This window comes from Bacillus sp. EB106-04-02-XG92 (assembly GCF_058791995.1).
On record NZ_JBYTEA010000004.1, the window covers coordinates 217,761 to 233,390 of the forward strand.

The 15,630-nt window shown below is 32.4% G+C and carries 16 protein-coding genes, 1 pseudogene and 1 other annotated feature; of the genes and pseudogenes, 12 read left to right on the plus strand and 5 right to left on the minus strand.

The window, feature by feature from the left end; genetic code table 11:
- Positions 1 to 161: 161 nt before the first annotated feature.
- On the plus strand, positions 162 to 365 hold the full coding sequence (locus AC3WVA_RS12520; RefSeq protein ID WP_098346675.1) for a hypothetical protein: 204 nt from the start codon (positions 162 to 164) through the stop codon (positions 363 to 365).
- A gap of 27 nt (positions 366 to 392) precedes the next feature.
- Here AC3WVA_RS12520 and AC3WVA_RS12525 read toward each other — a convergent pair whose 3' ends face one another.
- Complete coding sequence (locus AC3WVA_RS12525) at positions 393 to 635, minus strand: hypothetical protein (protein ID WP_098880927.1); 243 nt, start codon at positions 633 to 635, stop codon at positions 393 to 395.
- Positions 636 to 746: 111 nt separating this feature from the next.
- On the opposite strand from AC3WVA_RS12525, the gene AC3WVA_RS12530 reads away from it, so the two are divergent.
- The 5 genes and pseudogenes from AC3WVA_RS12530 to AC3WVA_RS12550 form a co-directional block, all read left to right on the plus strand.
- Positions 747 to 1,673, plus strand: a complete 927-nt coding sequence (locus tag AC3WVA_RS12530) for a zinc-binding dehydrogenase (RefSeq protein WP_492321944.1) — start codon at positions 747 to 749, stop codon at positions 1,671 to 1,673.
- Positions 1,674 to 1,868: 195 nt separating this feature from the next.
- A complete protein-coding gene (locus tag AC3WVA_RS12535) occupies positions 1,869 to 2,036 on the plus strand; it encodes a hypothetical protein (protein WP_492321945.1) in 168 nt (55 codons plus the stop codon).
- 220 nt (positions 2,037 to 2,256) lie between these two features.
- Entirely contained in the window at positions 2,257 to 2,886 is a 630-nt protein-coding gene (locus AC3WVA_RS12540) for a class I SAM-dependent methyltransferase (RefSeq protein ID WP_098880925.1), read from the plus strand.
- Positions 2,887 to 3,166: 280 nt separating this feature from the next.
- Positions 3,167 to 4,648, plus strand: coding sequence for a UDP-N-acetylmuramoyl-L-alanyl-D-glutamate--2,6-diaminopimelate ligase (locus AC3WVA_RS12545; protein WP_098880924.1), 1,482 nt, complete (start codon positions 3,167 to 3,169; stop codon positions 4,646 to 4,648).
- A gap of 81 nt (positions 4,649 to 4,729) precedes the next feature.
- Positions 4,730 to 4,869 (plus strand): annotated as a pseudogene (locus tag AC3WVA_RS12550) (hypothetical protein); the annotation flags it as partial.
- A 128-nt stretch (positions 4,870 to 4,997) separates the two neighbouring features.
- On the opposite strand, the gene AC3WVA_RS12555 reads toward AC3WVA_RS12550, so the two are convergent.
- Both AC3WVA_RS12555 and AC3WVA_RS12560 read right to left on the minus strand, forming a co-directional pair.
- The gene (locus AC3WVA_RS12555) at positions 4,998 to 5,699 is read right to left on the minus strand and encodes a class I SAM-dependent methyltransferase (protein ID WP_098880923.1); all 702 of its coding nucleotides are present in this window, start codon (positions 5,697 to 5,699) and stop codon (positions 4,998 to 5,000) included.
- On the minus strand, positions 5,696 to 6,598 hold the full coding sequence (locus AC3WVA_RS12560) for an SMP-30/gluconolactonase/LRE family protein (protein WP_142342003.1): 903 nt from the start codon (positions 6,596 to 6,598) through the stop codon (positions 5,696 to 5,698). The genes AC3WVA_RS12555 and AC3WVA_RS12560 overlap by 4 nt, the downstream gene beginning before the upstream one ends.
- Positions 6,599 to 6,738: 140 nt before the next feature.
- Between AC3WVA_RS12560 and AC3WVA_RS12565 the strand changes: the two genes are divergently transcribed.
- Both AC3WVA_RS12565 and lysS read left to right on the plus strand, forming a co-directional pair.
- Positions 6,739 to 6,909, plus strand: a complete 171-nt coding sequence (locus AC3WVA_RS12565) for a DUF2197 domain-containing protein (protein ID WP_048529874.1) — start codon at positions 6,739 to 6,741, stop codon at positions 6,907 to 6,909.
- A 65-nt stretch (positions 6,910 to 6,974) separates the two neighbouring features.
- Positions 6,975 to 7,231, plus strand: a binding site (T-box leader).
- An 83-nt stretch (positions 7,232 to 7,314) separates the two neighbouring features.
- On the plus strand, positions 7,315 to 8,868 hold the full coding sequence (gene lysS, locus AC3WVA_RS12570; RefSeq protein ID WP_098880921.1) for a lysine--tRNA ligase: 1,554 nt from the start codon (positions 7,315 to 7,317) through the stop codon (positions 8,866 to 8,868).
- Between the two features lie 57 nt (positions 8,869 to 8,925).
- On the opposite strand, the gene AC3WVA_RS12575 is transcribed toward lysS, so the two are convergent.
- Positions 8,926 to 9,354 carry a cell wall hydrolase gene (locus AC3WVA_RS12575; RefSeq protein WP_098880920.1) on the minus strand — a complete coding sequence of 143 codons (429 nt, stop codon included), beginning with the start codon at positions 9,352 to 9,354 and terminating at the stop codon, positions 8,926 to 8,928.
- Between the two features lie 157 nt (positions 9,355 to 9,511).
- On the opposite strand from AC3WVA_RS12575, the gene AC3WVA_RS12580 reads away from it, so the two are divergent.
- The 3 genes from AC3WVA_RS12580 to AC3WVA_RS12590 all read left to right on the plus strand — a co-directional run bounded on the left by AC3WVA_RS12580 (position 9,512) and on the right by AC3WVA_RS12590 (position 12,240).
- Entirely contained in the window at positions 9,512 to 10,426 is a 915-nt protein-coding gene (locus AC3WVA_RS12580; protein WP_098880919.1) for an acetamidase/formamidase family protein, read from the plus strand.
- Between the two features lie 126 nt (positions 10,427 to 10,552).
- Positions 10,553 to 11,260 carry a response regulator transcription factor gene (locus AC3WVA_RS12585; protein WP_098346665.1) on the plus strand — a complete coding sequence of 236 codons (708 nt, stop codon included), beginning with the start codon at positions 10,553 to 10,555 and terminating at the stop codon, positions 11,258 to 11,260.
- A complete protein-coding gene (locus tag AC3WVA_RS12590; protein WP_098346664.1) occupies positions 11,257 to 12,240 on the plus strand; it encodes a sensor histidine kinase in 984 nt (327 codons plus the stop codon). Before AC3WVA_RS12585 ends, AC3WVA_RS12590 begins: the two co-directional genes overlap by 4 nt.
- Before the next feature lie 401 nt (positions 12,241 to 12,641).
- Here AC3WVA_RS12590 and AC3WVA_RS12595 read toward each other — a convergent pair whose 3' ends face one another.
- Complete coding sequence (locus AC3WVA_RS12595; protein WP_098346663.1) at positions 12,642 to 13,268, minus strand: DUF6518 family protein; 627 nt, start codon at positions 13,266 to 13,268, stop codon at positions 12,642 to 12,644.
- A gap of 719 nt (positions 13,269 to 13,987) precedes the next feature.
- On the opposite strand from AC3WVA_RS12595, the gene abc-f reads away from it, so the two are divergent.
- A complete protein-coding gene (gene abc-f / locus AC3WVA_RS12600) occupies positions 13,988 to 15,616 on the plus strand; it encodes a ribosomal protection-like ABC-F family protein (protein ID WP_098346695.1) in 1,629 nt (542 codons plus the stop codon).
- Positions 15,617 to 15,630: the final 14 nt, after the last annotated feature.

Genomic DNA, 15,630 nt, shown 5'->3' on the forward strand with positions numbered 1-15,630 from the left:
AAAAATACCATTTATTACCGTTTGTTGATACCATTATTTTGTAGAGTACTCTTCATTAACAGCTCGTAAAAGCCGGATTGGTTCAACTAATAATCAGGTGGGATGGCCTCTTTTAATTATATTTTCATTTTATATTTTAAATTAGGAGGATGATAAAGTTTATGGGGGTACGTATAGTCGATGATTTACAGCAATTATCGCTATTACTAATGTTTTTAAGTACATGTATATTTTACAGATACTTAAAGAAAGTGAAACGAGAGAGGAAATTGACTGGTTTTGAATGGACAATGTATTTTGTCACTCAATTTGCGACATTAATTTGGGCATTTACTTATTTTATTAAACACTTAGCTGAATCGTAATTTCTATTCAATTCGTCTAGTTTACGGTTATCTATTAGGAACATAAATATAGTCCGTATCTAAATCAATGACAACATCGCTCGTGACGTCTTCTCGTAGTAATTTTGGGATTTTTTCATAATGGTAATGTACACAAAATAAGCTTAGAAGATCTTCGTTAGATATCTCTTCATTTTTCACATTTAAATACATTGTTCTTAATTCGTTTAGAGAACAGTTAAAGCCAATAACATACTCATTTATTCTATATCCATCAAATTCAATTATCATATTATCACTGTTGGTTGCTAGGCAACTTTATAGCTTAAATTTTAGATGAATCTATTATACATTGTTTAAAATCTAGTGAGAATATATTTTTATAAAATGTGAGGGTCATAGATGGAACAAAATAAATTAGTTTTAGAAGGACCAAAACGTCTTAATTGGGAAACATGTAAAATTAAGTCCATACAGGATGAGGAAATTATCGTTAAAACAATTGCAGGTGCAATAAGTATTGGAGCAGAGTTACCGCAGTATAAAGAATCGGATGTTACAGATACAAATCCTATTTATCCAAGAAAAACTGGATATGAAAGTTATGGGGAAGTTATTCAAGTTGGTAATAAAGTAACAAATTTAAACGTAGGTGATAAAGTAGTCTCTTTTTATGGACATGAGAAGGTAGGAATAGTTAAGGGAGATAAAGTAATTCGAGTGCCTAGTTATATAAAATCTAAAGTTGCTTTATTATCTATTCTTTCGTGTGATGCTGCTAAAGGTGTATTGAAACTAAATCTGCAAAAGGATACAAAGGTACTAATAACTGGAATGGGAGTGATTGGTTTACTCACTTGTTATTTTTTAAAATACTATGTAGGTGAAGAGCGAGTGGATGTTGTGGAGCCTAATAAAAATAGAAGAAAATTTGCAAAGAAGTTTGGTGCAAAAAACCTCTTTGATTCGGAAGCGAAAATTATAGATACGTATAATTACGGTTTCGAATGTTCTGCTACAAATAGAGGGTTTCACACATTGCAAAAGGCTATTAATAGTAATGGGACGATATGTATTCTTTCTGATGGTAATATAGAAGACTTAACATTAATCACCGATTTTTATCGAAAAGAATTGCAAATCATTGGTTCAAGTGATGGATATGATTATCAAAAACATGCAGACTGGTTTTTTAGTCAAATAGAAAAGACGCCATGGATAGAAGAGATTTTTCAACATGAAATTCATTATACTGCACTTAAAAAATCTTTTGAGCAATTAAGTAAAGGAATAATTCATCCTTTAAAAGTATTTGTCTCATATGAATAAAATGACAACGTACTTGTCACGTAGCTCACATATATTTTGTCATTAATATGATAATAAAACGAGGAGTAGCATGTACGTGTTAATTTTTAATAGGTACAACAGGTTGTTACTCTTTCATACAAATAGTATATTATCTTTCTCAATGTACATATTAAGTAAAGTATTTAATATCACGTACATAAAAGGCGGGGTAATATGGATGAAAATAAGAAAAATGAAGAATTGAGTAAATTTAAGAAACAATGGTTTAATGAAGATAATCAACCAGTAGCTGGTATAGAGTTAGCTTTACCACCTAATACAGGCAGCATGTTAGACTCGAAATCAGTTGATGATAAAAGTGAAGAAAGTAATAATGAATAAGTTTAACCTATGCATCCATTCGGGTGCTTTTTATTTTTTCTAAATGTAAAAGTTAATATTTAGAATTGATATTCAGCCAATCTTTAAAATAGATATAGTCGTATTTATATGCTATATTCAATGGACCCATAGTGACTGTGGTGAAAAAAGCACCGTTAAAATGAATATGGCTTTCATCTGGTATTAAACATGAGATTAAGAATAAGGAGATAAAAATATAATGGAATTTTGGGAATCAAGCTTTATTGAAAAACAAACAATGTGGGGATTTGAACCTACAGAATCGGCAATTTTGACAAAAGATTTTTTTGTGGAAAACAATGTTAAAGATATATTAGTTCCAGGTATTGGATATGGCAGGAACGCAAAAGTGTTTCTCGAAAATGGTATAAATGTAACAGGTATTGAAATTTCGAAAACAGCGATCGATTTAGCAAGAGAAAACGGACTAGAAGATGTTAGTATGTATCACGGTTCGGTAAACGAAATGCCTTTTGATAATAAACTGTATGATGGGATATTTAGTCATGCACTTTTTCATTTGTTGAATGAACAGGAAAGAGAGAAATTTATTAAAGATTGTTATAATCAGTTAAAACCAGGCGGATATCTGGTTTTTACAACTGTTTCTAAAAAAGCTCCCATGTACGGAAAAGGAAAACAGTTGGATAAAGATTATTTTGAGATAATGGAAGACGTAAACATGTTCTTCTATGATTCTGAATCTATAAAACAAGATTTTAATAAATATGGACTAGTACAAGTTTCGGAAATTGATGAACCAAATAAAAACATGGCAAATAAACCTTCAATCAATTTCTTAATGATAAAATGCAAGAAAGAACTATAAATAAAAGTTATTAACAATTATTAAAGATGTTTATATATTGATTATGCACAAATAAAAAGGACAAGCATATAATAGAATTACCTATTAACTTTAAGTAACCTTAACTTTCTTTAATAGGGTATCTCAAAATCCCCAAAAAGGGCACTTGCGGAAACAAGTGCTCTTTTATTTTTTTGTTTATTAAATGTGATTAATTTTGTTCGACTAATATGGAATTTTAAACCATTATTTTATATAAAGTGGTAAGATAAATAGGGAAATGTGTAAGGGGGCGGTGGATTTGAAATTAAAAGAGCTGGCGAATTTTTTATTAATTAAAGAAACCATTGGGGATATGAATGTAGAAATTACGGGATTAGAAATGGATTCCAGAAAGATCACTAGCGGAAATCTTTTTATATGTGTATCAGGTATAGATGGTTTTCTTGAAGATCGACATCAATTTGTTGGAGATGCAGTAAAAAATGGAGCTGTGGCGTTAATTGTAGAAAGAGATGTAAACATTGAAATACCTAAAATAATTGTTAAAGATGCTAGGTATGCTATGGCAGTTATTGCATCACATTTCTATGGTTATCCATCCAATAAAATGAAGCTAATTGGAATTACAGGAACGAATGGTAAAACAACGACTTCCTATTTACTTGAAAAGATTTTGACTGATTATGGATTTCATACAGGGCTTATGGGGAATAACGGAGTGAAAGTTGGTTCGAAATGGTATCCTACTGATATTAATACGCAAGAACCACCGATACTTCAGAGGAATTTGCAAATGATGAAAAATCAAAATGCAGATTATTGTGTTATGGAAGTTACGTCACAAGGTTTGCATATGGAGAGAGTTAAAGGATGTAACTTTAAAACTGCTGTTTTTACAAATTTAACGCAAGATCATTTGGATTATCACGGAACATTTGAGGAATATAAACACGTAAAAGGTCTTCTTTTTTCAAGATTAGGAAATGATTTTTCTGCTCCAAATAAAAAAATTGCTATTTTGAATGCAGACGATCCATCGGTAGAATACTTTAAAAAAATTACTTCTGCTGAAGTGATTACATATGGGATAAATAATGGTGCAGATGTTCAAGCGAAGAACATAACTTTAAGTTCAAAAGGAATTCAGTTTTTAGTTTCTTCCTTTAATGGAGAAATAGAAATCAATCTAAATCTAATAGGCCGATTTAATGTTTATAATGCATTAGCAGCAATAACAGCTGCAATGGTTGAAGGTATTCCACTTACAAACATTAGTGACAGCTTATCTAACTTAAAGAGCATTGAAGGTAGAATGGAAATCATAGATGAAAACCAAGATTTCCTTGTAATAGTGGACTATGCACACACACCTGACGCGTTAGAAAATGTCCTTTCAACAATTAGCGAGTTTTCAAATGGGAAAATCATTACTGTTTTCGGTTGTGGTGGAGATAGAGATGCGAAAAAACGACCTATAATGGGTGAAATTGCTGGAAGTTATAGCGATTTTGTTTTTATTACTTCTGACAATCCACGTTCGGAAGATCCACAGGCAATAATGAAAGATATTGAAAAAGGATTTTCACAAAATAATAATTTGAATTATAAAGTAGAAGTTGATCGTGAACTAGCTATAAATCATGCAATAAACATGGCATCTTCTAAAGATATTGTTTTGATTGCGGGAAAAGGGCATGAAACGTATCAAATATTAAAAGATTCGACTATTCATTTTGATGATAAAGAAATTGCTCGACAAGCAATTAAAAATAGTAGATAGATTATCTTTTAAAAAAGATAGGATGAGATTAAGTTGTGAATGGAGTGTTATTGAATGCAAACAAGAAAAGCTTATTTCTATGTAGCGTCTGGTGAAAATCTTATTACTGCATCTGGAGTAGCCCCTTTGGAATTTGCAATGGAAGTACTGATAAAATTAGATGTATTTAGCCGTATACACTCCATTCATGGCATGAATTAAATAAGACATATGAACCGTAACATTTCTTCCAGTTAATGAATTTATTAAATAGTTAAGTCGTTTTGTATGTGATTTCTAATAAAAACCATGCTTCTAATGATGTCGAAGCATGGTTTTTGTACTTCTGTTTAATTAATATTTTATGCTGTTATTTCTGAACGACAAAAGTAATAGCATTTGTTTTTAAGAGGATGTTTCTTTCGTTTCGGACTATATCATAAGCTAATTCTTTTATTTCAACTTTCATTTCCTTCCAGTCTTCATAAATGTTTTTTAATAGATGTATCATTTTATCAGTAGAAAGGTTAATTTCAATTAAAGCATCTAATTCTTCATTCGTATGTAAGTCGATTTCTTGTATGTTCGAGTTAATAATTAAACAATTGATACCACCAATCTTTGTACCTTTTTTCATAGAATGGAGCACATTTTTTAAATCTTCTTCTGATTGAACATGCTCTAAACTTGATACTGCAATAATATAATCATATGTATTAGGTTGGATGTAATAGTTTTCAATTGCTACTTTTTCTGTTTTTATAACTTCAAAAACATCATATTCTTGGCTATAAATTTGTAATTTTGTTAAAGCGGAATCCAGTAAGTCCACACAAGTAACAGTACCACTAGCATTTTTTATTTTTTGTGCAAGTGGAATACTATTTCTTCCAGCGCCAGAGCCAAGATCAAGTACTTGCAAGTTGTTTCGTCCTTCAAAGTAATTCATTAAGTTCATAACTGTTTTTACCGGTTTGTAAAGCCAAGAGCCAGTTTCAAATAGTCTATATTGTTCATAGCAAAGATCGTGATATTTCTTTTCTTCGTGTCTTATGTAATTGATACGGTTCATATAGTTTCAGCTCCAATATTATTATTGCGAAATGAATGGGCAGGACAACCTTTTATATTTGTTTGAATTCGAAAAATACCACCAGCTTGTGGATATATTTTTAATTCGTCATCCGTCATTCTTGTTCTGGCTGTTGTAACATATAGGTCTGTTAAATTAGGTCCTCCAAATGTACAAGACGTTACATATAGCGCTGGAATTGGGATACTTAATATTTGTTCTCCAGTTGAAGGGTTCCATCTAGTAATTTTTGAACCGCCCCAATGAGCAATCCATAAACACCCTTCCTCGTCAATTGTCATACCATCAGGTAGACCTTCATTTTCAGGGAAAATGATTACATCACTTGGATTACGAATTACTCCAGAGCATATATCATAATGAAAACGAACTACTTTTTTAGTAGGTGTATCAATATAGTAAAAGTATGTATGGTCAGGTGACCAAGCTATGCCATTTGATGTATTTACATGTGAAACTTTTTTCTCTACCTTTAAATTATTATTTAAACAATACAAGGAACCAGTAGCATTTATACCGTATGTATCTGTAGTACCTGCCCAAAAACGTCCTGCTGGATCACATTTTCCATCGTTAAAACGATTTTTAAATAAATGTGGTTCAGGATCAAAAATATGTGTTAGTTTTTCTGTTTTTACATTAATAGAATAAAAGCCATTTTCCATAGCTAGGAGTAGTACGTCATCTAAATATGGAACAACACAGCCGATTTGTTGATTGAGAGCAATTACTCGGTTTGTATTAGTAGTAGGATTAAATATGCATAATTGTTTCTCCATAATATCAACCCAGTATAAAAGTTGCTTTTTTTCATTCCAATATGGTCCTTCAGCTAAACTTGCTTTCGCATCTAAAACTAATTCTATATTACTGATCAAGATGTTCACCTCGCTTTATAAGATATTTATATAATTCGATAAGAATAGAGGTAAACCTTTAGTCAGAAGATATTAAGATTTGTACTTTGGAAAACTGATTTTCTCAAGTGATTAAAAAATGTATAAACAAGGAGAGGAAAATGCATATGATGTTTTATGAAATTGTTTGTTTTTCTTGTAAAAATATATTCCGTGTATACGAAGGAAGCAAAAAATATAAGAGATTTAAAGAAAAACCAAAAGGGACATATTGTTGTGATGAATGTAGCCACAAAATTCAATTAGAAGCGATAAAGCATTTATTTAGATAGCTTTTTCGTTCGGAAAAGTTTGACAATAAAAGTGTTATAAATTATCATATGAAAAACTAATATTTAAAATGGCATTGAAGAGAAGAGTAGTTAAGAAAGAATACGTACAGAGAGCTCTGGTAGCTGAGAAAGAGCAGTATACATCTTAATGAAAAAAGACTTGGAGCTGCGCAAGGAACTAATTTGTTTAGGGATGGTGCGACGGGTTCTCCCGTTATAGAGATAGGGTATACGCATATTTTGCCGTACCTGAAGAGGTTAATATGGTGACGTATTAACAAACTGAGGTGGTACCGCGAAGTTAACAACTCTCGTCCTCAAGATGAATAATCTTGGGGGTGGGAGTTTTTTTATTGCATAAAACTGAAAGTGTGAAAACAAAAAATCAATTGAGGTGAGTAATATATGCATTGGGCGTATGAAGTAGCACATGAATTAATAAGGAAACATCCAAACAAAGAAACTTTTGTTTGCGCATCTGGAATCAGTCCATCTGGTTCTGTTCATATCGGAAACTTTCGTGAAATAATAACGACTTATTTCGTTGTAAGAGCCCTTCAAGATTTAGGGAAAAAGACTCGTTTTATATTTTCATGGGATGATTATGATAGGTTTAGAAAAGTCCCTAAAAATATTGATCCATCTTTTGCAAAATATATTGGTATGCCATACAGTGATATTCCAGATCCATATGGTTGTCATAACTCCTATGCAGAGCATTTTGAAAAAGAGTTTGAGAAATCGCTTCAAATATTTGGAGTTGAAGTGGAATTCATATATCAACATGCTCAATATAGAAGTGGAAGATATAACAAAAACATATTGGAGGCTTTATATAAAAGAAAAGAAATATATGATATTTTAATGAGTTTTAAAACAGGAGAGTGTAGTGAAGAAGAGCGAGAGAACTTTTATCCGTTAACATTATATTGTGAGAAATGCGAGAAAGATGCAACAACGATTACACATTTTGATGAAGTATTAAAAACAGTACGATATAAATGTGAATGCGGAAATCAAACTGAATTATCGGTATTAAATACAAATAAAATGAAACTGAATTGGAAAATCGATTGGCCGATGAGATGGATGATAGAGGATGTTATTTTTGAACCGGGCGGAAGAGATCATTCCTCGGAAACGGGTAGTTATAATGTATCAAAGGAAATTGCAAAGAAAATATTCAATCGTGAAGCGCCTCATTATGTCGCTTATGATTTCATTGGAATTAAAGGGAATCATAAAAAAATGTCAAGTTCTTCAGGGAATAGTATTACACCTAGTGATTTGTTAAAAGTATATTTACCTGAAGTGATTCTTTTTATGTTTGCTAAATATAGACCAAACGCAGCTTTTCATATCGGTCTTGATGAAGATGTGATTCGCCATTATACAGAATATGAACGATTAAAAGATAGTTATGAGAATAAAACGCTCAAAAATGAAGATTTATTTGAGACAATTAAACTTTCCAAAATTGATGGTGGGTTTAAAGAGTATCCAAAATTCAATCAAGTAGCAGGAACATTGCCATTATTAAATTTTGATTCATCTATTTTACAATATACATTAGAAAAAACAGATAGAAGTTATACATTAGAGGCTATGATAGCGATATGTAACCGTGCTGAGTATTGGATAAGAAACTTTCAATCTGAAAAATTAATTGCGGTAAATCAAGAGAGAAATACAGAGTTTTACAACACATTAGATGAAAGGCAGAAAGGATGGTTAGTAGAAGTTTGTAATATACTTCGTTCTAACAAAGATTATCCTAACTTTATGGAACAATTGTATTCAATTTGCCATCATGAAAATAAAAAAATAATGAAAGAAAATCAAAAACAATTATTTATTATAATGTATAGGCTCATTCTGAATCAAACTAGCGGCCCGCGTATACCGTTATTAATACATGTTGTAGGAGTTGAAAAGTTCATCGCATTATTAGATTTCTAAAAAAGCTAAAAGAAACGCAAGTACTCATTGTTCTAAGTACTTGCGTTTCAAATTTTGCTACCGTGAATACATTTTCGGACATTCATCACCACGTGGTTCATAAAAGCAATGGCTTTTAAATTGCCCTGCAAATGGCTGGTTATACCATTCAGGCGGACAAGCTCCAGTTGGACGAAAATACCATAAAGCCCATCGTGCTGGCCAGCGCCATTCACCTTGTAAAACTTTTCTAGCGATATCCTTTTCTGATTCGCGAGCACGCTGATAAAAATATCCGTATTGCACTGCTTCAAATCCACCAGGGCTTTGATATACTGCATCACGTACAGATCGAAGTTGTTTAAAATCTAAGCAATTACAAAATACACGATTTACTACTACGCAGCCAACAAGTTGTTCACCTTGTCTGCCTTCTCCTTCAGCTTCAGCGCGAATTAAACGAGCTAGTAAATCAACATCACTTTCGTTATATGGAATAAGGGGCATAGTGCTACCACCTTTCTTTACCTGCTATAGTAAAGAGTGTATGTATGAAAATAAGCTAGGTGCTTTTTTACATGCAAATATCATTAATTTTTAAGAGGAGCTTGTACGAGAAAAGCTAATTAGTAATTGTAGACTAATATAAAAGGGGAGAGATAACATGTATCGAATTCATAAAGAACATTTCATTTACACAATGTCACCAAATAATCAGCCGTGTATGGAAGTAGAAGTAGGAAGTTGTGTTGTATTTGAAACATATGATTGCTTTGAAAACCAAATTGATTCTGAAGATGTTGCGTTTCAAGAATTAGATTGGAATCGAATTAATCTGGCGACTGGACCAATATATATTAAAGGTGCAGAACCTGGTGATATTTTAGTGGTAACGATTGAAAAGATTAAAATTACAGAGCAAGGTGTTTTAACTACAGGAGCGAATCTTGGCGTAATGGGTAAAGATCTAGACGAAAATACAGTGAAAATTGTCCCAATACATAATGAGCATGTTTTGTTTTCAAATGAACTACAAATCCCGATTCATCCTATGATCGGTGTAATTGGTACTGCGCCGAAAGAAGAGAGCATTTCATGTGGCACACCGCATGATCACGGCGGGAATATGGACTGTAAAGAGATAAAAGAAGGGACAACATTACTATTACCTGTAAATGTATCAGGTGCCCTATTAGCATTAGGCGATTTACACGCAGCGATGGGTGATGGTGAAATTGGGGTAAGTGGAGTAGAGGTTGCTGGTGAGGTAACTGTAACAGTTCAAATTATAAAAGGAAAGAAATGGCCACTACCAATGGCTATCCAAAAAGAAAAAGTAATGACGATTGCTTCAGAGAAATTGTTAGATGATGCAGCGAATCGCGCTGTACGTAATATGGTGACATTTTTACATGAAGAATTAGAAATGTCTAAAGCTAATGCAACGCTTCTATTATCAGCTGCCGGCGATTTAAGAGTTTGTCAAGTTGTGGACCCGCTTAAAACAGCACGAATGGAACTACGTATGGACTATGTGGAGAAGTTAGGTTTTGACTTTAGTAAATTTCATATTAAATAAGAATAATAGAAGAAGGATGCTGTTGTATAAAAGTATCCTTTTTTGATTTACGAATTATATAAAAAAAGGTAGTATTTATTTTATATAATCGAATATAAGATTGTGGATCGGAAAAGGAGTAAATACATGGTTAAAATTATGATTGTAGAAGACGATATGAAAATTGCAGAACTATTATCAACACATGTTGCGAAATACGGATATGAGGGAATTATTGTATCGGATTTTCAAAATGTATTAAACATCTTTTTAGAAGAACAACCGGAGTTAGTTTTATTAGATATTAATTTACCAAGTTTTGATGGGTACTATTGGTGTCGTCAAATTCGAGGAGTTTCTACATGTCCGATATTATTTATTTCGGCTCGTGAAGGCACAATGGATCAAGTTATGGCGCTTGAAAACGGTGGCGATGATTTTATTTCAAAGCCATTCCATTACGAAGTTGTAATGGCGAAAATTCGTAGTCATTTAAGACGTGCTTACGGAGATTATGCACCGAAAGTAGAAGAACGGATGGTTGAGCAACATGGTCTTTGTTTATATCCGGAAAGGCTTGTGTTGAAGCTTAAAAATCAAGAGATTGATATAACGAGAAATGAAGCTATTTTATTAGAGATGTTAATGCAAAATTATCCGCGTGTTGTGGGTAGAGAAGTGTTATTAAATAAATTATGGGATAGCGAATCTTATGTTGATGATAATACATTAAGTGTTAATACAACTCGTGTACGTAAAAAGTTAAAAACATTGCAGATTGAAGATGCAATTGAAACGATTCGTAGTGTCGGTTATAGATTACATATAACTTGGGATACTGGTATGGAGAAATGATAAAATTATTTATTCGTGATCATATACCACTTATTTGTTTTACAGTAATCCAGCTACTAGCCATATTTCTTGTATATTGGTTTGATGGGCATAATCATATTGCAACGGCATTATATGCAATGTTTTTAGGTGTCTTTTTTATGGTAGGTTATTTAGTATTTCGTTACTTTACTCATCGTACGTTCTATGAAAGATTAGCAAATCCGTTGCACTCTTTGGATGAATCTGTTCAAAAATCAGATTTTGCAGTTTTATCTACTGCGCTTCAAGACTTACTTGAGGTACAATATCGACATTATCAAAATCAGCTCCAAATACAAGAGCGAAAAAATAATGATCATTTAACCTTTATGAATCAATGGATACATCAAATGAAAACACCTTTATCTGTAATAGAGTTAATTACACAGGATGAAGTTGATTCGCGTTTTGAAAGTATAAATGAGGAAACGGATAGGCTGAAAAAGGGGCTAGAGATGGCTCTATACGTCGCACGTTTAGAAGCATTTATACAAGATTTTTATGTGGAAAAAGTCCAGCTACATAAAATAGTAAATGATTCCGTGCATGAACATAAACGCTTCTTTATTCGGAATTTTGTATATCCAGAGCTAAAAATTGATAAGGATATTATTGTAGAAAGTGATGCGAAATGGTTACAATTTTTAATTGGACAAATACTATCGAACGCGATCAAATATTCATCTGGTAGTCGAGAGAAGATTAAAGTGAAAGCTTGTAAGGAAGGTAACAACGTTATACTTGAAATTGTCGATAGTGGTGTGGGGATACCGAAGCAAGATTTACCTAGAGTATTTAAACCTTTCTTTACAGGGGAAAATGGCAGAGATTTTAAAGAATCAACTGGAATGGGGCTGTATCTTGTATATGAAATTACGAAACAATTAGGACATAGTGTAGACATCCATTCAGAAGTTGGTAAAGGTACGATAGTACGAATTATATTTTTTAATGTGTAAATAAGTGATCTAGGCTAAAGAACTTTGGAGATAAGTTTTTTAGCCTTATTTTATCCCGCTTTAATGGGCAGTAAGACCCCACTTCAAAATTCAGCGAAAGCAAAGAAGTTGGGTGTGGGATTAATTATCTATTAAGGTTTTACTTTATAGCGATTATATGAAATAATAAAAGATCATGTTAGTATGTATAATGGCACACTAATAAATACGATTGTTAAATTAGAAGGATTTAATATAAAGCTGATGAATAGTTTTGGTAAGAAAAAAGCCATCTCTTTGAAAGAGATAGCTTCATGAATCCATCCTATGAATAAGTGTATCAACATTAATAAGTATAATGTTTGAATTCGTGATATGTATTGTGGATTATAATAGAATTAGTCTTTTGTTTTTTCATGATATTAAGCAAACAAACTTAATAATTTATATCCAATTAATCCTAAAATAGTGATAGGAACCATCATTAAGAAAGAAGAAATTCGATTAGCATTAGAGCGTTCTAATACAAGAATGAAGATAATTCCGACTATCACTTCGGTATATCCAACAGGTAACATGTGACTATAGTCTTCAAAATTTAAAAGAATGTGCAGTCCATCCGTTACAAAAACGCCACTAATAAGCGCGCTTCCGAATTTATGAAGTGGATTTGTAGTATTTTTCCATAGAAAACCTGCAATTCCAAAGATAGTTCCTCCTATAAATGCACACACAATCCATACAGATATAAAATAAATAGAGTGAGCTACATTTTTAATAACTATTGCATAACCATAGTAGCCTAATATCATGCTTAGTAGTGCAAGGATGCCAGAAAGTATAGCTGTACGTTTAGAATAACTCAAGCTAGCCACGAAAAAGGATGGAACTAACCAAACGCTTCCTAGGTTAGCTAATGAATTCCAATTTCCTGGAAGTATACCTTGCCCCAATTTAGTTAGTATACCAACAATTATCCCTACTATAATCGGGAGGAGAAAAATTCTTACAAACATATTTAACTTTGTGATTTCTAATGTCCTGTCCATAAATTCAATCCTTACATTAATATTTTCTACAAACATATAATAGCTTATTACAGGAGAGTAATCAATAAAAATTTATCGAAAAACAATAAGTGATTATTGGATAACGAATAATATATAATTAATCATAAATTTATATAAAAATTATATAAGAAGTAGTGCGTAGAAGTTTATTATTAGGGGAATCTAAAGGAAGTAGTACAACAAACGTAATTTATGATTGTTTAATATGATATTAAGAAATGATAAATTGCCTTGGAAGAAAGCGATCTTTATCCCGCTTTAATGGGCAGTAAGATCCCCACCTCAAAATTCAGCGAAAGCAAAGAATTTAGGTGGGGGATGGGCTGCCCATAAAAGTCCGATTGGTGAGGGCTAATAATCAGTGTGGGATGAAGAAAACCCCCACTGATTAACGTTTCACTTTATTCCAGCACATATAATTGCATTTACTCATACAGTAGTAGTATGGTACAATATGGTTACTAACGACGGAAAGGAATGATGGGTGGACGATGATTAACTAATCTTATTTTTAAATGTTGAAATTTAATAAATTTCAATTTCTAAAAAATAGGATTAGTCTGCCCATTTTCCATACAACGGTATTGCTATTTAAGTTGCACAATAGCTTATTTGGGTATAAATATTTTAATGACTAATCCTGCCAAATTTATTTGGGAGGATTTTTTTATTCTCCCTTAATGAAAGGGATCGGTATTATGAAAGAACTATTAAAATTAAATGATGTTTATGTTGAAATAAAGGAAAATACTTTGTTAGAGAAAATGAATGTGACAGTAAGACAAGGGGATGTTATCGGATTAATTGGTAAAAACGGGGCTGGTAAATCAACGTTACTTCAATTAATAAATGGGAAGATTGAACCATCAAAAGGTACTGTTGAATGGATGCAAATGAATATGACAACTGCATATGTTGAACAAGAAAAAGAATCTTTTGTTAGCAAGGATATGATTGCAAAGGAAGCAGAACTTCTTGCGAAATGGGGCGTACCAACGAACGATTTTCTTACTTTAAGTGGTGGTGAAAAGCTGAAAGTTCGATTAGCGAAAGGGTTTGCTGAAAATCCTAATGTCTTAATATTAGACGAACCGACAAATCATCTAGATGAGATGAGTACGGAATTTCTCATTAAACAAATCCAAAATATGAAAGGTACAGTAATCGTCGTATCGCATGATAGATACTTTTTAGATGTTGTCGCAAGTAGAATATGGTCAATTGAGGATAAGAAATTAATTGATCATAGCGGCAATTATACGAGTTATATGAAAGCACGTGAGCATAAAAGAATGACGCAGCAGCGTGAATATGAAAAACAACAAAAGAAGATAGAACAAGTAGAAACGCATATAAAAGAATTAAGTTCATGGTCACAAAAGGCACATGCGCAGTCTACAAAACAAGAAGGTGTGAAAGAGTTTTATCGTGTAAAGGCGAAGCGAATGGACGCGCAAGTTAAATCGAAACGAAAACGTCTTGAAAAAGAGCTGGAGAAAACGAAAGTTGAACGCGTGAAAGAAGATTATTCAGTTGAATTTTCTATTCAAGCGAGTAAAAAAGTAGGGAAACGTTTCTTAGAAGTAAAACAATTGCGGAAAGAATTTAATAAACGAACATTATTTGAAAACGTTAATTTTACAATTCAGCACGGTGAAAAGGTGGCGATTATTGGACCAAATGGTAGCGGGAAAACAACTTTACTGAAGATGATTATGGGAACAGAAACTGTTGAAGGAGAAGTATGGATTTCACCATCAGCAAACATCGGTTATTTAACGCAAGAAGTATTTGATTTACCACTCGATAAAACACCAGAAAATTTATTTTATAAAGAAACATTTGAAGAAAGAGGAAAAGTCCAAAATTTAATGAAACATTTAGGATTCGAATCTTCTCAATGGACAGAGCCGATTCGATATATGAGTATGGGTGAACGAGTAAAATGTAAGCTTATGGCTTATATTTTAGATGAAAAAGATGTGCTTATATTAGATGAACCGACGAATCACCTTGATCTCCCTTCACGTGAACAGCTTGAAAATACATTAGCTGAGTATAATGGCACACTCGTTATCGTTTCTCACGATCGATATTTTCTGGAGAAGACAACCAACGCAAAACTTGTGTTTGTAAACAATAGGATACAAAAGCAGCTCGAAGAACCTACGAAAACTAGAGATGAAATTGAAGAACTACGTTTAACGTTAGAAACAGAGAGACAAGAAGTATTAGGGAAATTAAGCTTTTTAACTTCTAAAGACAAAGAATATAAAGAACTAGATGAACGGTTTATGGAACTTACGAAGCAGATTAAGGCGCTTTAACGTAAGGAAGGGGG